General features: G+C 63.7%; 25 protein-coding genes and 1 tRNA gene. 13 read left to right on the top strand and 13 right to left on the bottom strand.

The annotated features are described in order from the left end of the window. Nucleotides 1-3: 3 nt before the first annotated feature. The 6 genes from rsfS to O3300_RS12170 form a co-directional block, all read right to left on the bottom strand. Nucleotides 4-693, bottom strand: coding sequence for a ribosome silencing factor (gene rsfS / locus O3300_RS12195; RefSeq protein WP_289903725.1), 690 nt, complete (start codon nt 691-693; stop codon nt 4-6). Beyond that, complete coding sequence (gene nadD / locus O3300_RS12190; protein ID WP_257218867.1) at nt 694-1,341, bottom strand: nicotinate (nicotinamide) nucleotide adenylyltransferase; 648 nt, start codon at nt 1,339-1,341, stop codon at nt 694-696. A 20-nt stretch (nt 1,342-1,361) separates the two neighbouring features. Further along, complete coding sequence (gene hemF, locus O3300_RS12185; protein ID WP_305053046.1) at nt 1,362-2,276, bottom strand: oxygen-dependent coproporphyrinogen oxidase; 915 nt, start codon at nt 2,274-2,276, stop codon at nt 1,362-1,364. Between the two features lie 103 nt (nt 2,277-2,379). Continuing rightward, a complete protein-coding gene (locus O3300_RS12180; RefSeq protein WP_305053045.1) occupies nt 2,380-3,174 on the bottom strand; it encodes a hypothetical protein in 795 nt (264 codons plus the stop codon). Nucleotides 3,175-3,299: 125 nt separating this feature from the next. Further along, nucleotides 3,300-4,568, bottom strand: coding sequence for a phosphoribosylamine--glycine ligase (purD, locus tag O3300_RS12175; protein WP_099666692.1), 1,269 nt, complete (start codon nt 4,566-4,568; stop codon nt 3,300-3,302). Nucleotides 4,569-4,638: 70 nt separating this feature from the next. Beyond that, a complete protein-coding gene (locus tag O3300_RS12170; RefSeq protein WP_077408206.1) occupies nt 4,639-5,364 on the bottom strand; it encodes a YebC/PmpR family DNA-binding transcriptional regulator in 726 nt (241 codons plus the stop codon). A 143-nt stretch (nt 5,365-5,507) separates the two neighbouring features. Between O3300_RS12170 and O3300_RS12165 the strand changes: the two genes are divergently transcribed. From O3300_RS12165 to O3300_RS12150, 4 genes are all read left to right on the top strand, one after another. Next, on the top strand, nt 5,508-7,991 hold the full coding sequence (locus O3300_RS12165) for an alkaline phosphatase (RefSeq protein ID WP_305053044.1): 2,484 nt from the start codon (nt 5,508-5,510) through the stop codon (nt 7,989-7,991). Between the two features lie 83 nt (nt 7,992-8,074). Beyond that, a complete protein-coding gene (locus O3300_RS12160) occupies nt 8,075-8,995 on the top strand; it encodes a DMT family transporter (protein WP_305053043.1) in 921 nt (306 codons plus the stop codon). A gap of 29 nt (nt 8,996-9,024) precedes the next feature. After that, entirely contained in the window at nt 9,025-9,414 is a 390-nt protein-coding gene (locus O3300_RS12155; RefSeq protein ID WP_099666696.1) for a methylglyoxal synthase, read from the top strand. Nucleotides 9,415-9,506: 92 nt separating this feature from the next. Further along, nucleotides 9,507-10,436, top strand: coding sequence for a quinone oxidoreductase (locus tag O3300_RS12150; protein WP_251350740.1), 930 nt, complete (start codon nt 9,507-9,509; stop codon nt 10,434-10,436). A gap of 308 nt (nt 10,437-10,744) precedes the next feature. Here O3300_RS12150 and O3300_RS12145 read toward each other — a convergent pair whose 3' ends face one another. Beyond that, a complete protein-coding gene (locus O3300_RS12145) occupies nt 10,745-11,374 on the bottom strand; it encodes a DUF4136 domain-containing protein (protein ID WP_305053042.1) in 630 nt (209 codons plus the stop codon). Nucleotides 11,375-11,572: 198 nt separating this feature from the next. Between O3300_RS12145 and pepN the strand changes: the two genes are divergently transcribed. The 4 genes from pepN (at nt 11,573) to O3300_RS12125 (ending at nt 16,133) form a co-directional block, all read left to right on the top strand. Then, on the top strand, nt 11,573-14,227 hold the full coding sequence (gene pepN, locus O3300_RS12140; protein ID WP_305053041.1) for an aminopeptidase N: 2,655 nt from the start codon (nt 11,573-11,575) through the stop codon (nt 14,225-14,227). A gap of 45 nt (nt 14,228-14,272) precedes the next feature. Next, a complete protein-coding gene (locus O3300_RS12135) occupies nt 14,273-15,274 on the top strand; it encodes a class 1 fructose-bisphosphatase (protein WP_077408194.1) in 1,002 nt (333 codons plus the stop codon). A 115-nt stretch (nt 15,275-15,389) separates the two neighbouring features. Then, a tRNA-Thr gene (locus O3300_RS12130) sits at nt 15,390-15,465 on the top strand. A 227-nt stretch (nt 15,466-15,692) separates the two neighbouring features. Next, on the top strand, nt 15,693-16,133 hold the full coding sequence (locus O3300_RS12125; protein WP_305053040.1) for a hypothetical protein: 441 nt from the start codon (nt 15,693-15,695) through the stop codon (nt 16,131-16,133). 136 nt (nt 16,134-16,269) lie between these two features. Here O3300_RS12125 and O3300_RS12120 read toward each other — a convergent pair whose 3' ends face one another. Then, a complete protein-coding gene (locus tag O3300_RS12120; protein ID WP_305053039.1) occupies nt 16,270-18,144 on the bottom strand; it encodes an amidohydrolase in 1,875 nt (624 codons plus the stop codon). A gap of 243 nt (nt 18,145-18,387) precedes the next feature. On the opposite strand from O3300_RS12120, the gene O3300_RS12115 reads away from it, so the two are divergent. After that, the gene (locus tag O3300_RS12115; RefSeq protein WP_305053038.1) at nt 18,388-19,086 is read left to right on the top strand and encodes a YoaK family protein; all 699 of its coding nucleotides are present in this window, start codon (nt 18,388-18,390) and stop codon (nt 19,084-19,086) included. 15 nt (nt 19,087-19,101) lie between these two features. Here the strand turns inward: O3300_RS12115 and O3300_RS12110 are convergent, their stop codons facing one another. Beyond that, complete coding sequence (locus O3300_RS12110; RefSeq protein WP_305053037.1) at nt 19,102-19,734, bottom strand: response regulator transcription factor; 633 nt, start codon at nt 19,732-19,734, stop codon at nt 19,102-19,104. A 208-nt stretch (nt 19,735-19,942) separates the two neighbouring features. Here O3300_RS12110 and O3300_RS12105 point away from each other — a divergent pair, with 208 nt between their 5' ends. Beyond that, nucleotides 19,943-20,629 carry a hydrolase gene (locus tag O3300_RS12105; protein WP_305053036.1) on the top strand — a complete coding sequence of 229 codons (687 nt, stop codon included), beginning with the start codon at nt 19,943-19,945 and terminating at the stop codon, nt 20,627-20,629. Between the two features lie 71 nt (nt 20,630-20,700). Then, nucleotides 20,701-20,982 (top strand): XapX domain-containing protein, encoded by a 282-nt coding sequence (locus tag O3300_RS12100; RefSeq protein ID WP_099666703.1) that lies wholly within the window; start codon nt 20,701-20,703, stop codon nt 20,980-20,982. A gap of 11 nt (nt 20,983-20,993) precedes the next feature. On the opposite strand, the gene O3300_RS12095 is transcribed toward O3300_RS12100, so the two are convergent. The 3 genes from O3300_RS12095 to O3300_RS12085 all read right to left on the bottom strand — a co-directional run bounded on the left by O3300_RS12095 (nt 20,994) and on the right by O3300_RS12085 (nt 23,550). Further along, entirely contained in the window at nt 20,994-21,641 is a 648-nt protein-coding gene (locus tag O3300_RS12095; RefSeq protein WP_305053035.1) for a response regulator transcription factor, read from the bottom strand. A gap of 8 nt (nt 21,642-21,649) precedes the next feature. Then, on the bottom strand, nt 21,650-22,393 hold the full coding sequence (locus O3300_RS12090; protein WP_305053034.1) for a sensor histidine kinase: 744 nt from the start codon (nt 22,391-22,393) through the stop codon (nt 21,650-21,652). A gap of 176 nt (nt 22,394-22,569) precedes the next feature. Continuing rightward, nucleotides 22,570-23,550 (bottom strand): alpha/beta fold hydrolase, encoded by a 981-nt coding sequence (locus tag O3300_RS12085; protein ID WP_305053033.1) that lies wholly within the window; start codon nt 23,548-23,550, stop codon nt 22,570-22,572. 185 nt (nt 23,551-23,735) lie between these two features. On the opposite strand from O3300_RS12085, the gene O3300_RS12080 reads away from it, so the two are divergent. Further along, nucleotides 23,736-24,149: a DoxX family protein gene (locus O3300_RS12080; RefSeq protein WP_305053032.1), complete on the top strand. Its 414-nt coding sequence runs from the start codon at nt 23,736-23,738 to the stop codon at nt 24,147-24,149. Here the strand turns inward: O3300_RS12080 and O3300_RS12075 are convergent. Then, nucleotides 24,146-25,546 (bottom strand): PLP-dependent aminotransferase family protein, encoded by a 1,401-nt coding sequence (locus O3300_RS12075; RefSeq protein WP_369812278.1) that lies wholly within the window; start codon nt 25,544-25,546, stop codon nt 24,146-24,148. The two genes, O3300_RS12080 and O3300_RS12075, sit on opposite strands and share 4 nt — an antisense overlap. Before the next feature lie 376 nt (nt 25,547-25,922). Here O3300_RS12075 and O3300_RS12070 point away from each other — a divergent pair, with 376 nt between their 5' ends. Continuing rightward, nucleotides 25,923-26,276 (top strand): YqjD family protein, encoded by a 354-nt coding sequence (locus O3300_RS12070; protein WP_251350576.1) that lies wholly within the window; start codon nt 25,923-25,925, stop codon nt 26,274-26,276. Nucleotides 26,277-26,344 lie beyond the last annotated feature (68 nt).

Raw genomic sequence — 26,344 nt, 5'->3', positions numbered from 1 at the left:
GGCTTACGCTTCGACTTTTTTGATACGCTTGATCACGGTTTTTGCCGGTGCAGCATCGGCTGCCGGCTTGGCCGCGCGTGGGGCGCGTACTTTTTTCTCCGGCAGCGCTTTCAGGGCTTTCACTGCGGCTGCTTCGGTCTTGGTTGGCGCGACTTTCACGGTCTTGCCGACGGCTTTGGAAGCGGTGGCTTTTTTCGCCGGGGCTTTCTTGGCGGCGGTGGTTGCCGCAGCTTTCTTGGCAGGCGCCTTTTTCTCGATCACGGGCGTCGCTTCCACATTGGCTTTGCTTGCTGCCAGGTGGCCGCTGACCTTTTTCGGTTCGTCGCCGGCCGCTTTTTTCGGCGCGCGCTTGGCGGCACCCAGCTTGACCGGGGTATCGCCCCAGATTTCTTCCAGGCGGTAGTAGGCGCGGATAGGCGCTTGCATGATGTGGACGATCATGTCGCCCAGATCGACCAGCACCCATTCACCGGTGTCCTCGCCTTCCATGCCGATGATGTCGCCGCCGGCGTCCTTGACCTTGTTGCGCACCGAGGCGGCCAGCGCCTTGGTTTGACGGTTCGAGGTGCCGGAAACGATCGCGATGCGGTCGAACAGGCTGGTCAGGTGACTCGTTTCGAAGACGGCGATGTCTTGGCCTTTGACGTCTTCAAGGGCGTCAACGACGAGGGTTTGCAGTTTTTTGATGTCCATTTAGCTTTTGTATAAATTATGTTGTTCAATATAGTCTAGCACTAGCGGGGAAACAAGCGGGTTTGCCCGATTCCCCCGTTGTAATGCCGCACGTATTTCGGTGGCGGAGATATCCACCGCGAAGTCCTGTGCCAGATAAGTCAGACCGTGCGGCGTGTTGCGGATGCTTTCCAGTGACCCCAGGCGGCGCGAAAATTCTTCGGCGACCACTTGTGGCACTGCGGTGTCATTCAGCGCGAAGCCGGGGCGGGCCGCGACGCAGATATGCGCGTATTCAAATAATTGCTGCCATTCGCGCCATGTCGCGAGCCGCTGCAGCTGGTCGGCGCCCATCAGGAAAACGATGGAAGCGCGCGGACCCAGCTCGGCGCGTACCTGGCGCAAGGTATCGATGGTGTAGCTGGCCTGGCCATGTTCGCTGCGCGCGATTTCCTGGCGGTCGATCACGACCGGCAGGGGCAGGCCGGCAAACGCCAGGCCGGCCATCTCGGCACGCTGCTGGCCGGTGGCACCCAGCTTGCTTTTTTGCCAGGGCGCGCCTGCCGGAATCACGCGCAGTTCATCGGCGTGCAGCAGGCTGGAAAAATGCGTGCCCAGCGCGACATGCCCCATATGCACCGGATCGTAGCTGCCACCGAGCAGCGCCACGCATGCCCTGCTACCTGGGTTCACGCCTGCAGCCAGTCGCGATGCACGAGGAAGTCAGTATACAACGCCGCTTCGGGACTGCCCGCTTCCGGGTGCCAGTCGTAGCGCCACTTGACCACGGGCGGCATCGACATCAGGATCGCCTCGGTGCGTCCGCCCGACTGCAGGCCGAACAGGGTGCCGCGGTCGAACACCAGGTTGAACTCGACATAGCGTCCGCGCCGGTAGCACTGGAAGTCGCGTTCGCGTTCGCCGTAGGGCGTGTCCTTGCGGCGCGCCAGGATCGGCACATAGGCGTCGATGAAGGCGTCGCCGGCGCTGCGCATCATCGCAAAGCTGTCGTCAAAGCCCAGGGCATTGAAATCGTCGAAGAAAATACCACCCGCGCCGCGCGCTTCGCGCCTGTGCTTCAGGTAGAAGTAATCGTCGCACCACTGCTTGAACTTCGGATGCAGTTCCTCGCCAAACGGCGCCAGCGCATCATGGCATACCTGGTGAAAGTGCTTCACGTCGCCCGCGTCGCCATAATACGGCGTCAGATCCATGCCGCCGCCGAACCACCATACGGGTTCGCCATCGGCATTCACGGTGGTGAAGAAACGCACATTCATGTGCACCGTGGGCGCATACGGATTACTCGGATGCAGCACCAGCGACACGCCCATCGCTTCCCACGCCTTGCCACCGAGTTCAGGGCGCGCGGCCGCTGCCGATGGCGGCAATGCGGCGCCGGTGACGTGCGAAAAATTCACGCCGCCACGCTCGAACACATTGCCTTCCTCGATCAGCCGCGAAATGCCGCCGCCGCCCTCGGGGCGCTGCCAGGCATCGGTCAGGAAGGGCTTGCCGTCCTGCGCTTCGAGCGCCTGCACGATACGGCTTTGCAAATCGAGCAAATAGGCCTTGACGGCCGAAGGAGAGGGAGTTGACGACATCGCGTGGGCCGACGAGGCCGAAATAAAAAAGTAAGGACGGATTGTACCCTGTTACGCGTTTTTGTGATAGGGCGGCGCTTGCGCTGTGCGTTTGTGTTGTGGATCAGCGTGCCGGTGGCGTGGCGTCGTCCTGCACCACCGTGATGGACAGGTCCGCGCCGGCGCCGGGCAGGCGCGCGCTTTCCACGGCGTGCGCGGCGCGCCGCTGCAAGTCGGGCCGCTCGACGCCCTGCCCGGCGACGGGGGCTGCGGCGGGGGAGGGTGCCTGCCCGGAGACGATGGCGCGGCCGGCAAAGGCCAGTACCAGCACCAGCAGCGCGGCCATCACCCACGTTTCCGGGCGCGCATAGGCGGGGCGTTCCCGGCGGGCCTGGCGCGCGGCGCCATCGACGATGATGCGGCCCAGCTCCGAGCCGTGCTGGCGCGTGCGCAATAGCTCGAATTGCTGCGCCGTCAAGGTGCCTTGCCGGAGCATTTCGCGCAGTGCGTCAATCGGCGAGGCGAGCAGGCGCTTCTCCGGCAAGCTGGCGTGGGCGGCATCGCGCTGCCACTGGTTGATCAGGTCTTCGTCGTACAGGGTGTCGATGGCTTGGCCGTTGACCAGCTTTAGCGCGTCGGCGGCCAGTTGCTGGCGCTCGAGCAGGGCTTCGCCGCCATGCCGGCGCGGCAGATCCTGTACGCGTCGCAGGAAGTCGTCCTGTGGCAGCAGGTCAGTGCGCAGCAGCCATGCCAGGGCCTCGGCGGGACCGGCGCCGGCGGCCAGTCGTGGCATGTCGACGTCGTCTTCCTCGTCCAGGGCGAGGATTTCCAGTTCGGCGATGGCGTCGTCGAATTCATTGTCCGTGATCAGGAGGAGTTGGCGTACCTGAGCGAGGGCGGGATGGACGTGGCTGGTCATGGGTTGCAACTTTGTCTGAAAGGCAAAATCTTAGCGCAAGGTCCGCTTTCCTGGCGCGCCAATCAAAACAGGGCCGGGGCGGATGCATTCCGCGCCGGCCCTGCCGTTTGCCGTCTGGGGCGGGCTTAGTGCTTCAGGCCGCGCCAACCGATGTCGCGGCGGTACTGCGCGCCGTCGAAATGGATTTTTTCCACGGTTTCATACGCCTGTTTCTGCGCCATCTTGATGCTGTCGCCCAGGCCCACCACGCACAGCACGCGGCCGCCGTTGGTCACCAGGCGCTCGCCCTCGATGCGGGTGCCGGCATGGAAGGTGACGGAATCATGCGTTTCGGCCGGGATGTCGCCGATGGAGGTACCCTTGACGGGATCGTCCGGATAGCCGGCGGCGGCCATCACGACGCCAACGGCCGTGCGGCGGTCCCATTCCAGTTCCACGGCGTCGAGCGTGCCGTTGACGGCGTGTTCCATGACGGTCACCAGGTCGGTCTTCAGGCGCGCCATGATGGGCTGCGTTTCCGGGTCGCCCATGCGGCAGTTGAATTCCAAGGTCTTTGGCGTGCCCTTGTCGTCGATCATCAGGCCCGCATACAGGAAGCCCGTGAACGTGATGCCGTCCTTGGCCATGCCCTGGATGGTTGGCACGATGATTTCGCGCATGACGCGCGCATGCATGGCCGGGGTGACGATAGGTGCCGGCGAATACGCGCCCATGCCGCCCGTGTTCGGGCCCTGGTCGTGGTCTTTCAGGCGTTTGTGGTCCTGGCTGGTGGCCAGCGGCAGGATGTTCTTGCCATCGCACATGACGATGAAGCTCGCTTCTTCGCCGGCGAGGAATTCCTCGATGACGATGCGTGCGCCGGCGTCGCCGAACTGGTTATCGGACAGCATCATGTCGACCGCCTGGTGCGCTTCTTCCAGGGTCATGGCAACGACGACGCCCTTGCCGGCGGCCAGGCCGTCGGCCTTGATGACGATCGGCGCGCCCATGGCGTCGACATAGGCGTGCGCGGGGGCGACGTCGGAGAAGGTCTGGTAAGCGGCCGTCGGGATGCCGTGGCGCTGCATGAAGGCCTTGGCGAAGTCCTTCGACGATTCCAGCTGCGCCGCTTCTTTCGTGGGGCCGAAGATTTTCAGGCCGCGCGAGCGGAACAGGTTGACGATACCGGCTGCCAGCGGCACTTCCGGACCGACGACCGTCAGGCCGATGTGTTCCTGTTGAACGAAATCGGCCAGCAATTGCGGGTCGCTGATGTCGAGATTGACCAAGCGCGCATCGCGCGCGGTGCCGCCGTTGCCCGGCGCGACATACACCATCTGTATGCGTTCGGACTGGGCCAGTTTCCAGGCCAGGGCGTGTTCGCGGCCGCCAGAGCCGACTACCAGAATTTTCATAGGAACCGTTCGTTCAGTGTGGGTTGCAGGGCGGTGCTGCCGCCCTTGAGGTGTATAGCTTATTTTTTGCTTAGTTTTCGATCAGGGCGTTCGTAAATACTTCCTGCACGTCGTCCAGCAGCTCCAGGGCATCGATCAGCTTTTGCATCTTGATGGCGTCGTCGCCCGTGTAGACGGTTTCCGTCGCCGGTTTCATGATGACTTCGGCCACTTCGGCCTTGAAGCCGGCCGCTTCCAGCGCTTCCTTGACGGCGGCGAAATCATGCACGGGAGTGACCACTTCGAAGCCGCCCTCTTCATCGGCGATGACGTCGTCGGCGCCCGCTTCCAGGGCCGCTTCCATCAGCTTGTCTTCATCGGTGCCCGGCGCGAACAGCAGCTGGCCGCAGTGCTGGAACATAAAGGCGACCGAGCCTTCGTTGCCCATGTTGCCGCCGTTCTTGTTGAAGGCGTTGCGGACTTCAGCCACCGTGCGTACCTTGTTGTCGGTCATGCATTCGACGATGACGGCTGCGCCGCCCACGCCGTAGCCTTCGTAGCGCACTTCTTCGTAGTTGGCGCCATCGACGCCGCCGCTGCCGCGGTTGATCGCGCGCTGGACGTTGTCTTTTGGCATGTTCGCATCGGCCGCCTTGTCGACTGCCAGGCGCAGGCGCGGATTGGTGATGGCGTCGGCGCCGCCCATGCGGGCCGCGACCGTGATTTCCTTGATCAGGCGCGTCCAGATTTTGCCGCGCTTGGCATCGGTGGCAGCCTTTTTATGCTTGATATTGGCCCATTTGCTATGTCCTGCCATGTCGAATCTTCCTTAGACGGGTGTTCAATTGTGGCCGACATTTTAGCATATCGGCCCCCTGCGAAGCGGCGCGGCCCCGTCATCAGGATGACACAATCTGTTGCTAAAGTGACGCGCTTTCACCATATCGAGGGCGCGACATCATGGCAAGTCAAATAGACAGGCGGCAATTTCTGAAATTGGGCGGCTTTATTACCGTCTCCGTGGCCACTGTCGGCCTCGCCGCCTGCGGCAGCACCGATTACAGCGATCCTGGCGTGCCGCTGGCCTCGGGCAGCGACTGGAAATTCCCGCAAAGCGTGGCTTCGGGCGACCCGCGTGCCGACAGCGCCATGCTGTGGACGCGCGTCGTGCCCGCCAGTTTCGACGCCGTCGCGCCCGCCGTGGCCGGCAAGTCCGACGTCGCCGTGCGCCTGATCGTCAGCGCCAGCGACAATACGGTCGCCCTGGGCGGCAACACGGCCCTGGTCGGTACGCCCATCGTCGATGCGAAATTGCCGCTGAAAGCCGATTTCGACAATACCCTGCGCCACAAGGTGACGGGCTTGCAGCCGGGCCAGGTGTATTTTTACCAATTCATCGCCGGCGACGTGCGCTCGAACGTGGGCCGCTTCAAGACGGCGCCCGCCGCGACCAGCGACGTTGCTCAGCTGCAATTCGCCTACCTGACATGCCAGGACTGGAGCATCAATCACTGGGGGGCGCTGTCGCACATCGCCGCCAACGAATCGCTCGATTTTATCGTCCACCTGGGCGATTACATCTATGAAACGGTGGGCGAAGCCTTCCAGAGCGGCGCAGTGGAAAGTCGCCACGACCAGTTGAAATTGCCCGACGGCACGTATAAAAGCGGCACGTCCGGCGCCAAATACGCGACCACCGTGGCCGATTACCGCTACCTGTACAAGAAATACCGCACCGATGCGCGTCTGCAAGCCGTGCACGAGCGTTTTGCCTTCATCGCCATCTGGGATGACCATGAATTCACGGACGACGCCTGGCAGGATGCGTCCACCTATGAAGGCATCGTGGCGGCCGACGGCAGCGATTTGCACCAGCCGGCCCGCCGCCGCAGCGCCAACCAGGCCTGGTTCGAATACATGCCGGCCGACGTCACGTTCGACGCGGCCGCGACGACGTTCCAGAATATCCAGATTTACCGCGATTTCCAGTTCGGTAAACTGATGCAGCTGGTGATGACGGACGAGCGCCTGTACCGCGCCGACCATGCTATCGCCGAGTCGACCATCAATCCTGCCACGGGCAAGCCGCTGGGCAGCATCGGCAGCCGCTACCTGGTGCCGCAAGCGCTGTTCGACAGCGTGGAAGGGCAGAAAATGGCGGCCGCCACCAAGGCCGGCGCCGATCCGCTGGCGGCAGTGGGCATGCTGGGCAACACGCAGCGCGACTGGTGGAAGGGCAAGATGAAGGCTGCCACGTCGACCTGGAAGCTGTGGGGCAATGAAGTGTCGTTGCTGCGCATGGGCTTGAATGGTACGGATGCGATCGCCACCCTGCTGGCGCTGAGCGCCATGGCCAACGTGGGCAAAGCCATCGCCAGCACCCTGCCATTGGTGGGCGGCAGCGTGCCGCTGGCGTCCGCCATCGTGGCCGCCTCGACGGCGGGCGCATCGTCAAGCGTGGCGCAGGCCGCCGCCATGGCGATTGCCGGCGCGGCAGCCAATGCCGGCGCGCAGGGCGCCGCTGCCGTGGGCGCCGGTTTGAGCGCGGCCCAGGCCGGCATCACGGTGGCTGCCTACAACAGCGCTTCGCCGGCGGCGGCCGCGCAAGTGATCGCCTTCGGCTGGATCAAGCCCGACGTGCAGGCCAAGGGCGCCGCATCGAGCTTTGTCGCCGCTTCCGGCCAGCAAGCCGCGCTGGCGCCATTCTTCACGCGCTTCCTGCTCAATTGCGACCAGTGGGATGGCTACAACAGCGAGCGCAAGAACCTGATGGCGCACCTGAAAACCAATGCCATCGGCAACGTGGTGGCCATCACGGGCGATATCCACTCGTTTTTTGCGGGCACGGTCAGCGACGATTTCGACGCGGCCGGCGGCGGCACGCCCGTCATGGTGGACCTGGTGTCGGCCGGCGTCAGCTCCGATTCCTTCTTCAGCTACCTGAAGTCGGCCGCCGGCAGCATGGGCGATATCGGCACCCTCGTCAGCTATCCGCTGGCCATTCCCGTCACGGGCCTGGGCACGGTCAATCTCGACATCAACCTGCTCGATTACACCATGGGCAAGGCGGCGCCCACCGTCGACAGCCTGCTGGAACAGTTGCGCGTGCAGCTGCGCGGCGCCCTGGCTGCCAAGGGCGTGCCGGAAGCCCAGCTGGACGGCACGGTCGCCGCCGTGCAGGCAGGCTTGAAAGCGAGCACTGACTTCAATGCGACTTTGCTGGGTCTGGCGCAGCAATTGTCCGGCCTGGGCAACAACCCATGGATCAAGCATTTGAACACGGATGCGCAGGGCTACACGGTGGTCACCTTGACGCCGGGCAAGCTGGTGGCGCAGTTCAAGCAGGTGAATAAACTGGTCGGCACGGCGGCGCCGTCGAACGTGATTGCGCGCGTGACGACGGCGACGGTGACGGCAGGTGCGGCGGCGGTGGTGGTCTCTTAATCCGCCGCCGGTTTTATTCGGGGTCAGACGGGGACGCCGAGTCCCGCCGGGTCTGGCCCCGGCTTTTGCCTTACAATCTGGGCATGAGCTCCAGTTCCCCGCAAGCATCCCCTGCATCGATTCCCCGTTCCGTCTACCTCGGTGGCCTGGCCATCGCCTTGGGCGGGGCGGTACTGTTTTCCACCAAGGCCATCGTCGCCAAGCTGCTGTACCGCTACCAGATCGACGCCGTCACCCTGATCGCCTTCAGGATGATCTTTTCGCTGCCCGTGTTTGCCGTCATCGCTTGCTGGAAGATGCGCACGGAGCCGCCGCTATCCAATAGCGACCGTTGGCGCCTCGTCGGGCTGGGCCTCGTCGGCTACTACCTGTCCAGCTATCTGGATTTCCTGGGACTGCAATACATTTCCGTGGGGCTGGAGCGCCTGATCCTGTTCCTTACGCCTACTTTCGTGCTCCTGATTACCACCGTGTACTTCAAGCAGCGCATCAGCCGCCTGCAATGGCTGGCCCTGTTCACCTCCTACTGCGGCATCGTGCTGGTGTTCGTGCACGACTTGCAGGGCGGCGCCAGCAATGTGGCGCTGGGCTCGACTCTCGTGCTGGGTTCGGCCTGTGCCTATGCCGTGTATCTGCTGGGCTCGGGCGAGCTGGTGAAGCGCATCGGCTCGATGCGCCTCGTCAGCTATGCCATGTGCGTGGCCAGCTTTGCCTGCATCGCCCAATTCTTCATCCTGCGCCCCGTCGAGTTGCTGATCCAGCCCATGCCCGTGTATGGCTTGTCTTTGCTCAATGGCATCTTTTGCACGGTGATGCCCGTCTTCATGACGATGATTGCCGTCGAGCGCATCGGCGCGCCCGTCGCTTCGCAGGCCGGCATGATCGGCCCCGTGTCGACCCTGTTCCTGGGCGCCATGATTCTCGATGAACCGATCACCAACTGGCAACTGGCTGGCACCAGCCTGGTATTGGCCGGCATTTACTTGCTGTCGAAAAAGAAATAATTCCTCCACCCACTGAAAATGTCCCCACCATGAAAACACGCATCGCCCTGATTGCCCACGACAAGAAAAAAGATGACATGATTACCCTGGCGGGCGAATACCTGGACTTTTTGAAGGGTTGCGAACTGTCGGCCACGGGCACCACGGGCGGCCGCCTGATCACTGAGCTGGGCCTGGCGGTTGAGCGCAAGCATTCCGGCCCGTTCGGCGGCGACTTGCAGATAGGCTCGCTGCTGGTGGAAGGCTTGATCGATTGCGTGATCTTCCTGCGCGACCCGATGACGCCGCAGCCGCACGAGCCGGACATCAACGCCCTGGTGCGTGCCTGCGACGTGCACAACGTGGCGTGCGCGACCAATCTGTCGTCGGCGCACCTGGTGCTGTCGCAATTGCAGGCGCGGGCCAGCGCTGCCGCCTGACGTTTTCCCGATTCTTCTTCAAGGAGCATATTGTGAGCGCAACGATTACCACCAAAGCCATCCGCGTACAGCGCGTGGGCGGCCCGGATGTGATGGAATATGTGGATGTGGAACTGCCGCCGCCGGGTCCCGGCGAGGCGCGCGTCAAGCACGAGGCCATCGGCCTCAATTTCATCGACGTGTATTTCCGCACGGGCTTGTATCCGCAGCCGCTGCCCAATGGCCTCGGTGTCGAGGGGGCGGGCATCGTCGAGGCGGTGGGCGAGGGCGTCACGGAAGTGAAGGTGGGCGACCGGGTGGCGTATGCGGCGCGCATCAATGGCGCGTATGCGCAGCAGCGCAACCTGCCGGCGGCCCTGCTGCTGGTGTTGCCCGAGCGTATAGGTTTCGATACGGCCGCCGCCATGATGCTGCAAGGCTTGACGGTGCAATACCTGTTCCACCGCACGGTGGCCCTGAAGGCGGGCGATACCATTTTGTTCCACGCGGCCGCGGGCGGCGTGGGCCTGATCGCCTGCCAGTGGGCCAAGGTGCTGGGCGTGAATCTGATCGGCACGGCCGGTTCCGATGAAAAGGCGGCGCTGGCCAAGGCGCATGGCGCGGCCCATGTCATCAATTACAACACGGAAAACTTCGTCGAGCGCGTGCGCGAGATCACGGGCGGCAAGGGCGTCTCCGTCGTCTACGATTCCATCGGCAAGGATACGTTCACGGGTTCGCTCGACTGCCTGGCGCCGCTGGGCATGATGGTCAGCTTCGGCAACGCGTCCGGTCCCGTGCCGGCCTTCACTTTGAGCGAACTGGCATCGCGCGGCTCGCTCTTCATCACGCGTCCGGCCCTGTTCAGCTATGCCTCGAACCGCGCGAATCTGGAAGAGATGGCGACCTCGCTGTTCGGCGTCGTCAGCAGCGGCGAAGTGCAGATCGAGATCAACCAGCGCTACGGCCTGGCCCATATCGCCCAGGCGCATACGGACCTGGAAGGGCGCAAGACGACCGGTTCGACCATCATCGTGCCATGAGCGGCGGCAATGATGGCACGCCGAAGTTCGGCCGATTGCTGATCGTGCTGTTATTGGCCGTGGCCCTGATCGGCGCGCTGACCTTTGCCGCCGAGGCGTATTATTCGTAGACATAAAAAAACCGGCTGGCGCATCGCTGCACCAGCCGGTTTTTTAAAGTACTCCAGACTTCTCGCGCCTGACAAAACCGTAGCGAGCGGCAGTGATTTGTGGCCGAGAAGCGCAACCGTACTTTAGTACGGGGGCGCCGAGCCGGTGAGCATCGCCGGCCGCAAAGCGCGACGCGCAGTAGGTTTTGGCTGGCGCTCTCAGTCTATCTTGACTTCCACCTTGCGGGGAACGCCGCTTTGTCCGGGGAAGTCGGCAAAGGCGCTGGCGACCATGGCGGGCATTACTTGCGACGTGGCGCGCTTGTTGCTGGTCGATTGCACGGTTACGTCGTAGAGTTTCTTGCCGTTGCGGTCATTGATCGTCACGCGCAATTCGCGTTCGTATTTATGGCGTACGGTTTCTTCCACGTCCATCGGACCATACCAGTAGGGGTTGTAGCCAAAGCGACCATAGCCTGGCCATGCGCCGTAGCGGTAGCCGTAGCGGCCAGGCCAGTAGCCGGGGCCATACCAGAATGGGTCGCTGGCTTGCAGCACGCGCTCAGGGTAGTCGACGGTGGAGAAATTCATTGCCACGCGCAAATTGGCTGCCGCGGGGCCGGACGCCTCGCCGAAACCGTGTTTGGCCAGTTCCGCGCGCACCAGGTTCTGGTAGCTGCGGTATTCCAGCGTGTCGTCTTCGGCCGCCGGCGCTTCAAATGCATATGATTTGTCCTGCAATTGCGCAGGCCACTCATGGAAGACGGTCACATCGCTGCGTATGGTGGTGGCGCATCCGGTGAGCAACACGGTCAATGCGGCCATCATGATGGTGAGATATCGTTTCATTGCATGACCTCCTGATTAGTAGACGCAATTCTTCGCTTAGTATTATAAGAATAGTTCTATTTGTTTCTATTCATTATTACAGAATGTTACCTGGCATGTCTGCGTGTAAGGGAATCCAACATTCCTGACCTGAATCGCGACTATCGGGGGCTGGTGTTGGTAAAATAGGCTTTTGCCTCCGCTCCCACCCAAATCCCTATGCGCACAGACAGCCCTCAGACGATTTACCGTAAAGATTACACGCCGCCCAGCTTCCTGGTTGACAGCGTCGAACTTGGTTTCGATCTCGATCCCGCCCGCACAGTGGTGGCGAGCCGGATTCAAATGCGCCATAACCCGGCCAGCACCAGCCGCAGCATCGAATTGCACGGCGAACACATCGAACTGGTGCTGGTGCGCCTGAATGGCAAGGTATTGAAGCCGTCGCAGTACAAGCTGACGGCCGGCATGCTGACCATCCCCAAGGCCCCGGACGAGGTGACGCTCGATATCGAAACCGTGCTGGCGCCGCAGGACAATACCTCGCTGTCCGGCCTGTATGTGTCGAACCATAATTTCTTCACGCAGTGCGAGGCGGAAGGCTTCCGCCGCATCACCTTCTTCCCTGACCGCCCGGATGTGATGGCCAGGTACACGGTCATGCTGCGCGCCGACAAGGACAAGTATCCGGTGCTGTTGTCGAACGGCAACCTGATCGAAGAGGGCGACCTCGGCGATGGCCGCCATTACGCCAAGTGGGAAGACCCGTTCAAGAAGCCGTCCTACCTGTTTGCCCTGGTGGCGGCGCGCCTGGTATGCCAGGAAGAGCGCTACACCCTGAAGTCCGGCCGCGAAGTGCTGCTGCAAGTGTGGGTGGAAGACGGCAACCTGGATAAAACCGACTACGCCATGCAGTCGCTGAAAAACTCGATCCGCTGGGACGAGGAACGCTTCGGCCTGGAACTGGACCTGGACCGCTTCATGATCGTCGCCGTGGGCGATTTCAATATGGGCGCCATGGAAAACAAGGGGCTGAACATCTTCAATACCAAGTATGTGCTGGCCAATGCGCGCGTGGCGACGGACGTCGATTACGCGGGCATCGAAGCGGTGGTGGGCCACGAATACTTCCATAACTGGACCGGCAACCGCGTGACGTGCCGCGACTGGTTCCAGCTGTCGCTGAAGGAAGGCTTGACGGTGTTCCGCGACCAGGAATTCTCGGCCGACATGATCGGCACGGACACGGGCCGCGCCGTCACGCGCATCGACCAGGTGCGCACCCTGCGCCAGGCGCAGTTCCCCGAAGACGCGGGCCCGATGGCCCATCCCGTGCGTCCCGATTCTTTCGTCGAAATCAATAACTTTTATACGGTCACCATCTACGAGAAGGGTGCCGAAGTGGTGCGCATGTACCAGACCCTGGTGGGCCGCGACGGTTTCCGCAAGGGTATGGACCTGTACTTTGAGCGCCACGATGGCCAGGCCGTGCAGTGCGACGACTTCCGCGCCGCCATGGCCGATGCGAATGGCCGCGACTTCAGCCAGTTCGAGCGCTGGTACAGCCAGGCGGGTACGCCTGTCGTGACGGCGTCTACGCGCTACGATGCGGCCAGCCGGACGTTCGAGCTGACCCTGGCGCAAAGCTGCCCCGCCACGCCGGGCCAGCCGAAAAAACTGCCTTTCCACATCCCCATCACCGTCGGCTTGCTGGCCGCCGATGGCCGCGACCTGCCGCTGCACGTCGATGGCGTCGTGTCGAACGGCGCTGCCAGCGTCGTGCTGGAACTGACGCAAGCGTCGCAGACTTTCCGCTTCACGAATGTGACGGAGTTGCCCGTGCCGTCGCTGCTGCGCGACTTTTCCGCGCCCGTGGTGCTGGAATACGATTACACCGACGCGGAATTGCTGCACCTGTTCCGCCACGACAGCGACCCGGTCAACCGCTGGGAAGCGGGCCAGCGCTTGGCCATGGAGCGCCTGCTGAAACTGACCGGCGCCGTCGCCGCCGGCGAGCACCTGGCGCTGGACGACACCTTCATCGAAGCGCAACGCGCTTTGCTGGCCGACGAAACGCTCGATCCTGCCTTCCGCGAGCTGGCCCTGATCCTGCCGTCGGAAACCATCATCGCCGAGCGCATGGCGCAAGTCGACCCGCAAGCGATCCACGCGGCGCGCCAGTTCATGCGCCGCACCATCGCGGCCGCCTTGAAACCTGAACTGCTGGCGCAGTACCACGCCAACCAGACGCCGGGCGAGTACAGTCCGGATGCCCTGTCGGCCGGCAAGCGCGCGCTGAAAAACCTGGCCCTGTCCTATCTGCTGATCGCGCCGGGCGAGCAAGAGCTGGTCCTGGCGCAGCAGCAGTTCGACGGTGCCGGCAACATGACGGACCGCGCGGCAGCGCTGGGCGCCCTGATCCATTCGGGTTCGCCATCGCACGCGCAGGCGGCGCTGGCCAGTTTCTATGCCGACTTCGAGAACGAAGCGCTGGTGGTCGACAAGTGGTTCGCCATGCAGGCGGCCGCGCCATCGACCGATGTGCAAGCCGTGCGCCAGCTGATGACGCATCCGGCCTTCACCTTGAAAAATCCGAACCGCGCGCGCAGCCTGATCTTCAATTTCACGAACGGCAATCCGTCGCAATTCCATGCGGCTGACGGCAGCGGCTACGCCTTCTGGGCCGAGCAAGTCATCGCGCTCGACGCCCTGAACCCGCAAGTGGCAGCCCGCCTGGCACGCTCCATGGACCGCTGGCGCCGTTACGTGCCCGCACTGCAAAGCCACATGCGCGACGCGCTGGAAAAAGTCGCCGGCCAGGCCAGCTTGTCGAATGACGTGATGGAAGTCGTTTCCAAGGCATTGGCCAATTAACACCGTAAAAAATTTATCAAAAAGCTATTAAAACAGAGGGATTTCATGAAACGCATCAGTCTTACGCAATACCTGGTTGAAGAGCAGCGCTCGAACAACAGCATTCCGGCCGAACTGCGCCTGCTGATCGAAGTCGTCGCGCGCGCCTGTAAAACCATCAGCCACGCCGTCAGCAAGGGCGCGCTGGGTGAGGTGCTGGGCACGGCCGACACGGAAAACGTGCAGGGCGAAGTGCAGAAAAAGCTCGACATCATCTCCAACGAGATTTTGCTGGAAGCGAATGAATGGGGCGGCCACCTGGCGGCCATGGCGTCGGAAGAGATGGAATCGATCCACCCGATCCCGAACCGCTATCCGAAGGGCGAATACATGCTGCTGTTCGACCCATTGGATGGCTCGTCGAACATCGACGTCAACGTCTCGATCGGCACCATTTTCTCGGTGCTGAAGGCACCGGAAGGCATGGGCGAGCCGACGGAGCAGGACTTCATGCAAGCCGGCAGCAAGCAAGTGGCGGCCGGCTACGCCGTGTACGGTCCGCAAACCATGCTGGTGCTGACCTTCGGCAATGGCGTGAACTGCTTCACCCTGGACCGCGAGATGGGGTCGTGGGTTCTCACGCAAAGCAATATGCAGATTCCGCCGACGACGAAGGAATTCGCCATCAATATGTCGAACGCGCGCCACTGGCATCCGCCCGTGAAACGCTATGTCGACGAACTGCTGGCCGGCGACACGGGCCCGCGCGGCACCAATTTCAATATGCGCTGGATCGCCTCGATGGTGGCCGACGTGCACCGCATCCTGAACCGCGGCGGCATCTTCATGTACCCGGCCGACCTGCGCGACACGTCGATGCCTGGCAAGCTGCGCCTGATGTACGAAGCGAACCCGATGGCTTTCATCGTGGAGCAAGCCGGCGGCGCCGCCACCGATGGTCAGCAGCGCATCATGGACATCGCCCCGCACAAGCTGCACCAGCGCGTGCCCGTGTTCCTCGGCTCGAAAGACGAAGTGGCCCGCGTCACCGCCTACCACGCGGAGTAAAAGCCGCACTTTTCCACGATTTTTAGCGGCCTGCAGCCGGGCCGCTAAAAAAATGCAAAAAAGTTCGCGTTGACACTAGCAAATTTTGTGCATTGTTTGTAGAATGTGGGTCTTCGCCGTTGTAGCTCAGTTGGTAGAGCAGCACATTCGTAATGTGAAGGTCGCCAGTTCGATTCCGGCCAACGGCACCAAGTTTCATCAGAAAACCCGCTTACTTGCAAAAGTCAGCGGGTTTTTTGTTGTCCTCGATTTCAGCGGCATGGCATGCAGCCTGCTGTGATCAGGGGGCACAGCATCTGGAAGGCGTATGTCGCCATCACCTTGCCGCGCGTTCGAACCCCGGCGCGGTGCTTTGCCTGGATACGCGGTCTGCAGATTACAATATGGCATTGTATTTCATATCAACGGAACCTTGCCCATGCCCGACAAAATCTACCAGTACCTGACCTCGCCCGGTGTGGACGATGGCGATACGCCACCCGTGGTCGATCTCGATCTCTACTTTGCGGGCAATGCCGACGAAGAGTCGATCGCGCCGAACCAGTGGGGCTATGGCCGCCCGCCGATTGCGCGGCTGTATGACATGTTCCGCGAGATCGCCGCCAGGCCGGACGTGGAAAAGGTGCTGGTCGGCTTGCACCAGGACTGGTGCGATTATGGCCAGGCGGACGTGGACGCGAAATGCTTCCCGCCGGCGGAAAACGTGCACATCTTCACGTCCGCACGCCAGGACGAGGTGGAAGGCTGGATCGCCGGCATGGAAGCCGACGGCGTCATTCCTGGCTGGCCTTATGGCAAGCCCGCCAACGCTCCTGAGCCGTCGGAGGGCTATGCCGTGCTGTCAGTCTGCTGGGACTGAACGCCGCTCAGAAACTGTGTCTGATCCCCGTCGCCAGGGTAGCGTACAGGGTACCGCCATCGTGGAGCTGGACGGCCGATGTCAGTGAGGGATGCGCACCGTTGGTCGGTCGTTCTTCCTCCATGCCACGCGTACGTCAAAACGCAAAGCAGCTGCATCCCAGTGCGCCCCAGAAGCTGGAGTGGCTGGAAACGGGGACGGAACTCTTGCGCGCCACGTCGTGGGCGTGCGCGTGCACGCCGCAGGCACCCTGGCACTGATGCTGTTGCATCACGCTGGCCGTTTGCGGCGGCGCGGCGCGGTAGTGGCCAGCCACGTTTTTCACGGGTGACCAATCTGGCAATACCGGAATGGGAGGCGGCGCCAGTGGCGTGAATTCCGCCTGGCCGTAGACGATCTTGCCGCCGACGATGGTGAGCACGGATTCGATCGACTTGATGGCCTCTTCATCGATGCTGAAAAAGTCCGCGCTCAGCACGGCCAGGTCGGCCAGCATGCCTTCCTGGATGCGTCCCTTCTTGCCTTGCTCGCTGGAGAACCAGGCGCTGCCCGCCGTCCACAGTTCCAGCGCCGTGTCGCGCGACAGGCGCGAACCTGCGTCGTACAGGCGCAAGCCGCCAACGGTGCGGCCCGATACCAGCCAGTACAGCGCCGTCCACGGGTTGTAGCTGGCCACGCGCGTGGCGTCCGTGCCGCCGCCCACCGGCACGCCCGAGGCAAGCATGCGCGCGATCGGCGGCGTGGCCTTGGCCGCCTCGGCGCCGTAGCGGTCGACAAAATATTCGCCCTGGAAGGCCATGCGGTGCTGGATGGCGATGCCGCCGCCCAGCGCCTTGACCCGGTCGATGTTACGCGGCGTGATGGTTTCGCAGTGGTCGAACATCCAGTGCAGGCCGTCGAACGGGATATCGCGGTTGACCTTTTCAAACACCGTCAGCATGCGGTCGATCGATTCGTCATAGGTGGCGTGCAGGCGGAAGGGCCAGCGCTTGGAGACCAGGTGGCGCACCACCTTTTCCAGTTCGTCGTCCATGCCGGGTGCCAGCTCCGGGCGCGGCTCGAGGAAATCCTCGAAGTCTGCGGCGGAAAACACCAGCATTTCGCCGGCGCCGTTATGGCGGTAATAATCGTCGCCCTGGCCCGGCGTGACCATCTGCGTCCATTTTTCAAAATCTTCCAGTTCGCGGCCCTTGTTTTGCGTGAACAGGTTGTAGGCGATACGGATGGTCAGCTGCTCTTTTTGCGCCAGCTCGTCGACGACGGCGTAGTCTTCCGGATAATTCTGGAAGCCGCCGCCCGCGTCGATGGCGCTGGTCAGGCCGAGGCGATTGAGTTCGCGCATGAACTGGCGCGTGGAATTGACCTGCAATTCGCGCGGCAGGGTCGGGCCCTTGGCCAGGGTCGCATATAAAATCATGGCGTTCGGCCGGGCGATCAGCATGCCCGTGGGGTTGCCGGCAGCGTCGCGCACGATCTCGCCGCCGGGCGGGTTCGGCGTGTTCTTGTCGTAGCCGACCACGCGCAGGGCGGCGCGGTTCAGCAGGGCGCGGTCGTACAGGTGCAGGATGAAGACGGGGGTGTCGGGCGCGGCCGCGTTGATCTCGTCGAGGGTCGGCATGCGCTTTTCCGCGAACTGGAATTCCGTCCAGCCGCCCACCACGCGCACCCATTGCGGATTCGGCGTGCGCAGCGCCTGTTCCTTGAGCATGCGCAAGGCGTCGGCCAGCGAAGGCACGCCTTCCCAGCGCAATTCCAGGTTGTAGTTCAAGCCGCCGCGGATCAAATGCAGATGCGAGTCGTTCAGACCGGGAATCACGGTGCGGCCACCCAGGTCGATCACGCGGCTGTCGGGCGCGCGGTGGCGCATGACGTCTTCAACGTCGCCGACGGCGAGGAATTTGCCGTCGGCGATGGCCACCGCGCTCGCTTGCGGGCAGCTTTTATCGACGGTGTGGAAGCAGCCATTGAGCAGGATCAAGGGCGCGGCGGCGGGGAGGGTGTGTTCTGGCATGGTGCAGCTCCATGGTTGCGGTGCGGGGAGGGCCGGCGTGCGCGGCGCGAAAGTCACGTCGTCCAGTGTAGCGGGCGGGCGGCGCTTGAACACGGGCCAAAAGATCAGGTGGAGCGGGCGCACTGGCCGAAGGACGGGGGCGGCGACCGGCCACATGGCTTACCATGCAGGCAGCGGCACCGGGGCGTTTTCCTGGCGCGTTTTTCGTTTTTTAGTGCATTGCACGGTATCAGGAGTCATTCGATGGATCAGCCACCACACAGCCGCTTGTTCGGCACCAGCCTGGGATTTTTAGCGGGGTATGTCGATACCCTGGGTTTCATTGCCCTGTTTGGCCTGTTTACGGCCCATGTCACGGGTAACTTCGTGCTGATCGGCGCCGCCCTGGCGGATGCATCGCGCGCGTCCATCCTGTTGAAGTTTCTCGCTTTTCCTGCCTTTATCGCCGGCGTCGCCATCACGCGCCTGATGGTGCTGGCCGTGGAGCGCCGCGCCGGCCCGTCACTGACCCTGGCGATGCTGCTGCAGTGGGCCTTGCTGGCCGGCTTCATGGTGTTTGGCTGCCTGGCTGAACCGATCGGCAAGGATGTCAGTTCCATGGCCATGGCGGCCGGCTTGCTGGGCACGGCCGCCATGGGCGTGCACAGCGCCACCAGCCGGCTGCTGCTGGCGCACCTGGCGCCCACTTCCATGATGACGGGGAACGTGACGCAGATCGTCATCGACACCGTCGACGTGCTGCGCGGCGCGGCTGATGGCGCCACCCATGCGCGCTGCGGGAAGTTCTTCTGGCCGTTGCTGGCCTTTGCCCTGGGCGCCATCGCCGCCGCCTTTGCCTACCTGGCCGTCGGCTTCGTGGCGCTGGCCGTACCCCTGATTTTGCTGGGCGCCCTGATCGTAGTGCAGCAACGCAGCGTGCGACCGGCCGTGCCGGCGGCTTGAGCGTGCTGGCGCCGCTCAGGCGTCGAGGATGCCGCGCCGCAGCGCGATGGTGACGGCGTGGGTGCGGTCCCGGGCGCCCAGCTTGGCCAGGATGGTGCTCATGTGCGCCTTGACGGTTTCTTCCTTGATCTGCAGCAAGGCGCCCGTTTCGCGGTTGGAATTGCCTTGCGCAACCTGCTTGAGCACGTCCAGTTCGCGGTTCGACAGCACGTCGCTGCAGGCATACAGCGCCAGTTCCGCCTCGATCTCGGGCGTGATGTGGCGCCGCCCCGCGTGCACGTTCTGTATCGCCGCCAGCAATTCGTGGCGCAGCGCGCTTTTCAGCACATAACCGCATGCGCCCGCGCGGATGGCGCGCAGCACCTGCGTGTCGCCCTTGTAGGTGGTCAGCACGATGATGCGCGCCTGCGGATGGCGCGCGCGGATGGCGCCGATGGCGTCGAGGCCGCTCATGCGCGGCATCTGCAAATCCATCAGCGTGACATCGGGCTGCAGCGCGTCAAATTGCTGCACCGCCTGCTGGCCATCGGTGGCCTGGCCCACCAGCGCCACGCCGGGAAAGGCGCCCAGCAGGGCCGCGATGCCGTCGAGCAGCAACTGGTGGTCGTCGGCGATGAGGACGCGTATCGGCGCCGTATCGCTGCGCATGATGTTGCCTGGCAAAGAGGAGTTATCGATCAAGAGTCGTCGGAACAGGGTGAGCAAAAGGTATTTTACCGCAGCGCCTGGCGGGCTGCAGGGGGACTCCCCAGAGGCAAGCTCCATGTCAGCCTATATTTAGATAGTGGTGCGGGCACGCGGCAAGGCATACGATGCACGGCAGTACCCACTCAACCCTCTCTGCATGGATGACATCATGACCAATCCGAAACTGGAAGTCCTCACCCCCGACAATTGCCAGATCATTTTCATCGACCAGCAGCCGCAAATGGCGTTCGGCGTGCAATCGATGGACCGGCAAGCGCTGAAAAACAATACCGTGGGCCTGGCCAAGGCCGCCAAGGTGTTCAACATCCCCACCATCATCACCACGGTGGAAACGGAAAGCTTCTCCGGCCACACCTATCCCGAACTGCTCGACGTCTTCCCCGGCCAGGATATCCTCGAGCGCAGCTCCATGAATTCGTGGGATGACCAGAAGGTGCGCGATGCGCTGGCCGCCAACGGCAAGAAGAAAGTGGTCGTATCGGGCCTGTGGACGGAAGTGTGCAACAACAGCTTCGCCCTGTGCGCGATGCTCGAAGGCGACTACGAAATCTACATGGTGGCCGACGCTTCCGGCGGCACGTCGAAGGAAGCGCACGACTACGCCATGCAGCGCATGATCCAGGCTGGCGTGGTGCCCGTGACGTGGCAGCAGGTGCTGCTGGAATGGCAGCGCGATTGGGCGCACAAGGCAACCTATGACGCCGTCATGGCCATCGTGCGCGAACATTCGGGCGCCTACGGCATGGGCGTCGACTACGCCTACACGATGGTGCACAAGGCGCCGCAGCGCATCCATGGCGAACACGCCACCCTGGCGCCGGTACCGGCCAAGTAAGTTCCACGTGGCAATGCCATGCGCCGCGCGCCTGACCGTGCGCGGCGTTTTTTCATCGAAAGGAGTGCGCCATGAAGTTATATGTGATTTCGCTGGCGGTGGGCTTGCTGGTTGGCATTATCTACGCCGTCTTGCAGGTACGCTCGCCGGCGCCGCCCGCGATAGCGCTGATCGGCCTGCTGGGTATGCTGATCGGCGAACAGATCGTCCCCGGCGTCAAGCGCCTGATGGCGGGCGAAGCCATCACGGTGTCGTGGCTGCGCAGCGAATGCGTGCCGAAGATCAGCGGCGTGGAGGCGAAGCCAGCGCTGGCCAGGGCAGAACCGCAGCAGAAGGATGACAGCGCCGCTTGATATCCGTGGCGTCAGAACGCGCCCAGCAAGCCGCGCCGGGCGGCCACCGTGGCCGCCTCGGTACGGCTTGATACATTGAGCTTGGTCAAAATGTTGTTCACGTGAAATTTGACCGTGCCTACCTCGATGCCGGCGCTGCGCGCGATCATCTTGTTGCTCTTGCCCGCGGACAGGTGCAGCAGGATGTCGTGCTCGCGTTTCGACAGGCGGTTCGCCTCGATGCGGCCGGCCTGCTGCGCCGCCAGTTCCGGCGGCAGGTAGTTCCTGCCGGCAGCCACCTGGCGGATGCATTGTGTCAGTTGCAGGAAGCCGGAATCCTTCAGCAGGTAGCCGCGCGCGCCGGCGCGCAGGGCCCGGTGCACATTGTCCTCGCCCTGGTAGGTGGTGAGGATGATGATCTTTGCTTGCGCGTCGTCTGCGCAGATGCGCTCGATCGCCTCGACGCCATGCATTTCCGGCATGTTCAAATCCATCAGCACCACGTCGGGCCGCAGTTCGCGGTACAACTCCACGGCGGCGCGGCCCGTGCCGGCCTGCCCCAGCAGGCGCAAGCCGGGCAAGGATGCGATCAGCGAAGCCAGGCCGGCCAGGATCAGCGGGTGGTCGTCGGCGATCAGCAGAGTAGTCGGCGGATCGGCCGGGGGGATGGTCGTGTGCATGGCTGTGCTCATGGTGCTGGCAGGGTGAAGTGGAAGACGCTGCCGTGGGGTGCGCCGGGGGCATGCCACAGGCGGCCGCCATGCGCGTCGAGGATGCGGCGGCAGATGGCCAGGCCCATGCCCATGCCGTCCGGCTTGCTGGAATACAGGGCGTGGTACAGGCGGCCGGCCGCCTGCGGCGCGATGCCGGCGCCATTGTCGGCGATGCTGAAATGCTGCACGCTCCCATCCAGGCGCGAGGACAGCAGCACCGTGCGCGGCCGGCCGCTGGCGCCCTGCAGGGCGTCGATGGCGTTCATCAGCAGGTTCAGGATGACTTGCCGGAATTGCACCGGGTCGGCGTGCAGCAGCGGGCGGCCCGGCGCCAGCTGCGTTTCCAGGTGGATGGCATGGCGTTGCAATGGCGCGCGCAGCAGCGGCAGCAGATCCTGCACGGCGTCGTCGGCCACAAAATGGCCATGGCTGCCCGGCGCGTTGCAGGCCAGGCCATGCACGCTGCGCAGCACGGCGCTGGCATGGCTGCCGGCGCTGGCGACCAGGGCCAGCGCCGCGCGCGCCTCGTCGAGGCGGGGCGGATCGTGGTCGAGCCAGCGCAAGGCGGCATCGGCATTGAGCGCGATGGCCGCCAGCGGCTGGCGCACTTCGTGCGCGACCGATGCGGCAAATTCGCCCATGCCGTCCATCCTGCCCATGCGCTGCGCCTGCGCCAGGCCTGGGTCTTGCTGCTGAGGGAAAGAATGCGTGCTGGCCATCGCGGGACTCCTGTCGTTCGCCGCGGCTCATGCCGCGCGGCAACAAGTATGCATGGCCCGGCAGGCAAGGCAGTTATACGAATGGGGGAGGCGGGCGGTTTTTTTGCGCGGCGGAGGCGCCGGCGGGGGGGATAGACGCCGCCGGGCGGGCCGGCGGTGCGGGCAGCGCAGAGCGGTCAGGAGTTGATAAAGGTCAACAAGTCTTCGTTCAGGCGATCCTTGTGGGTGGCTGGCAAGCCGTGCGGCGCGCCTTCATAGATGACCAGCCTGGCGTTCTTGATGAGCTTGGCCGCAGCCTTGCCGGAGGCGTCGATCGGCACGATCTGGTCGTCGCCGCCGTGTACCACCAGGGTCGGCACGGAGATTTTCTTCAGGTCGGCCGTGAAATCCGTCTCGGAAAACTGCTTGATGCAGTCATAGGCATTCTTGATGCCGCACTGCATGCCCTGCAGCCAGAAGGTGTCGCGCATGCCTTGCGACACCTTGTTGCCGGGACGGTTGGCGCCGAAGAACGGTACCGTCAGGTCCTTGAAGAATTGCGAGCGGTCGGCCAGCACGCCGGCGCGGATGCCGTCGAAGACAGACATCGGCAAGCCGCCCGGATTGGTAGCCGACTTGACCATCTGCGGCGGCACGGCGCCCACCAGCACGGCCTTGGCCACGCGTTTTTCGCCATGGCGGCCGATATAGCGCGCCACTTCGCCGCCGCCCGTCGAATGGCCGACCAGGGTTGCGCCCTTGATGTCGAGCGCGTCGAGCAGGGTGGCCAGGTCGTCGGCGTAGGTATCCATGTCATTGCCCTGCCACGGCTGGCTGGACAGGCCGTGGCCGCGGCGGTCGTGCGCGATCACGCGGTAGCCGTGGCTGGCCAGGAACATCATCTGGTCTTCCCAGGCGTCGCCCTGCAGGGGCCAGCCGTGGCTGAAGACGACGGGCGTGCCCGTGCCCCAGTCCTTAAAGCGGATGACGGTGCCGTCCTTGACGGTGACGCTATTGACGGTGAGCTTGCCCGGTGCCACTGTGGTGCTGGCGGCTGGCTTGGCGGCGGCGCTGGCGCCACCGGCGGCCAGCAGTCCCGCGCCGGCGGCCACGCCGGCGACGCTGACGAGCAGCTTGCGGCGGGAGTTGACTTCTTCGGCTTCGATTTTCTTCGACATGATGCATTTCCTTCGGGGATGGGGGAGGGGCCAGTTACGGCCTGAGCCAGCAATGGCATCGGCCAGTCTAGGCCTTCGCGCGCGCCGGCGCCTCTGCCAAAAGACCAGTCGCGCCCAGGCGCCCGGCTGCCTATGATGGCTGGCAGCGGCGCGCCGCGCCGCCTGGCTTTCCCACTGGAGCGATCATGAAGAAAAACTGGAGGGCGGTGCTGACGGGCCCCTTTTTACCCGATGCAGGCTTGCTGTTTGCGCGCGTGGCGGGCGCGCTGCTGGTGCTGCACGTGCACGGCTTGCCCAAGCTGCTGCATTTTTCTGCGGAACTGGCACGCATCGACGATCCGCTGCACCTGGGCCGCGCCGTCACCCTGTACTGCGCCCTGTTCGCGGAAATCCTCTGTCCGCTGTTGGTCGCCGCCGGCTTGCTGACGCGCCTGGCCTGCCTGCCCCTGCTGTTCCTGCTGGGCGTGTCGATGCTGCTCGTGCACCCGGACTGGAGCATCGCAGACGGCCAGTTCGGCTGGCTGCTGATCATCGTCTTCGGCACCATCGCCATCAGCGGCGCTGGCCGTTATTCGCTCGATGCGCGGTTGCGCCGCTAAATGACGAATTCCCGCCGCACGGCCGGTTTGTGCGCCAGCAGCAGCGATAATTTCTTCAATGCGCTGGCCAGGCGCGCGCGGTCGCGGATGCTGCCCAGCGAGATGCGGATGGCGTTCGGCGGGCGGTTGTCGTAGAAGGCGTCGGACGCCGTGACGGCCACGCCCTGGGCGCGGGCGGTGGCGGCCAGTTCGCGCGAGGTCCAGTAGCCGGGCAGCGAAAACCACACGTGGATGCCATCGCTGCGCGGGTGAGTGGTTCCCGTCAGGATGGTGCGGATGACGTCCTGGCGCGCATCGGCTTCGCTGCGTATGCCGGCCAGCAGCGCGTGCGCGGAGCCGTCGTGTATCCATTGCGTCGTCAGCGCCGTCGTCACGGGCGTGGCCATCAGGCTGAAAGAGCGCAGGGCGTCCAGGAAGCGTTCGCGCAGCTGCGTGTCGGCGATCAAGGTATAGGCCATGCGCAGGCCCGGCGCCAGGCATTTCGACAGGGTGGCGATGTAGGATACGTGGGCGGGCGCGTAATGCGCCAGGGGCGGCGGCGCATCGGACGCCAGCAGCCAGTACGGATCATCCTCGATGATGTGCATGCCGCAGCGCTGGGCCACTTGCGTGATGGCCAGGCGGCGCGCGGCCGGCATGGTGTGCGCCGTGGGGTTTTGCAGGGTGGGATTCAGATACACGAGGCGCGCGCGGTGCTTGCGGCCAGCCTTTTCCAGCGCTTCGGGCAGCATGCCATCCGCATCCGTTTCCACGACGACGGCCTTGCGGTTCAGCTGCCCGGCCGCCGAGCGCAAGCCCGGATACACGGCCGGCTCCGTCAAGATGGCGTCGCCGGGCCGGCTCAGGGTCAAAATCAGCGCCGCCAGCGCCGCCTGTGCGCCGGGGCAGGCGACGACGTGTTCCCCATCGACGTTGCCGAACATGGGCGCGAGCCAGGCGGCGCCCGCCGCGCGGTCGGCCTTGCTGCCGCCGCCCAGGTGATAACTCATCAACATATCGCTGTCCGTGCGCATCAGTACCTGCGCCACGCCCTGTTTCAGCAGGTCGTCGAAATCCACGCCCACGGGCGGCGGCGGGATGTTCATGCTCAGGTCCAGCATCTGCGTCAATTCCACCTTCGGCGCCGCCACGTAGGTGCCGCGCGCGCCGTGCCCTTCCAGCAGGTTGCGGCGCTTGGCTTCGTCGTAGGCGCGCGTCACGGTCGTCAGGTCGACCTGGAACAGGGCGGCCAGGCTGCGCTGCGGCGGCAAGCGGTCGCCCGGGCGCAGGCTGCCGCCGGACAGCGCGCGCTCGAGCATGTCGGCGATCTGCAGGTAGCGCGGACCGCCGTGCTGCACGAACGGCATGATCCACGCGCTTGCATGGTCATCTTTTTGTATGGATTTAGACGGAGGCATTTTGTCTTGATGTATGTATTTTAGTGCCTACATTATGCGTAAAATCTGCATAAAAATCCATGCATTTGTATGGGGCCGGCTTTCTCTTCTGGGCCGACCATGCATCACGCAGCGTTACTCCCCACCCGCCGCACCAGGCCGGCAGGGATTGTTATTTCTGGCAGGCATTTAAGTCTGGCCTTCAAGGTGTGGCAGCGCACGGTGGCGTGTGGCAGGCGCGGTTAAGGTAGTGCCAACAGCTTGCTGCTGATCCACTGTTTGATATGGCTCAGCCCGGCAGCGTTTAGCCGCTTCTTTTTCCCAGAAGCGAGGAGAATCATGATTCGGTCACGGCATCGAGCATGGTTGAAATTATTCACTGTTAAAGGAAACCATCATGAACGCGATTGAAAAAACCAGCTCCGATATCAACGGTACCGCCCAGGATACCCGCCAGGACTTGCACCGCACGATCGACAAGGTGGCAAGCCAGGCCCAGCCCCTGGCCGACAAGGTGGCCACGCGCGCCCACGACGGCGTGGACCAGGTGGGCGACCGCATCGACCAGGTCAGCGACAGCGTCAGCAAGGCTTCCGAACGCCTGATGGCGCGCGGCAAGCAATTGGGCGCCGCCTGCCAGCGCGCCGGCGAGACGGGCCGCGATTACGTGCGCGAACGGCCGGCCGTGTCCCTGCTGATTGCGGCAGCGGCCGGGTATGGCCTGTCGAAATTGCTGGGTTCGCGTAAATAAGTTTTACGCCTTCCTGGCCGGTATTTGTCGTGGGCGCTGTTTCCTTCGCCGTGATGGCGGAGGAAGCA

This window comes from Janthinobacterium sp. SUN206 (assembly GCF_030587305.1).
GTDB classification, from domain to species: domain Bacteria; phylum Pseudomonadota; class Gammaproteobacteria; order Burkholderiales; family Burkholderiaceae_D; genus Janthinobacterium; species Janthinobacterium kumbetense.
Note: the sequence above shows the minus strand (reverse complement) of the source record. Positions and strands in the feature narration are given on the sequence as shown.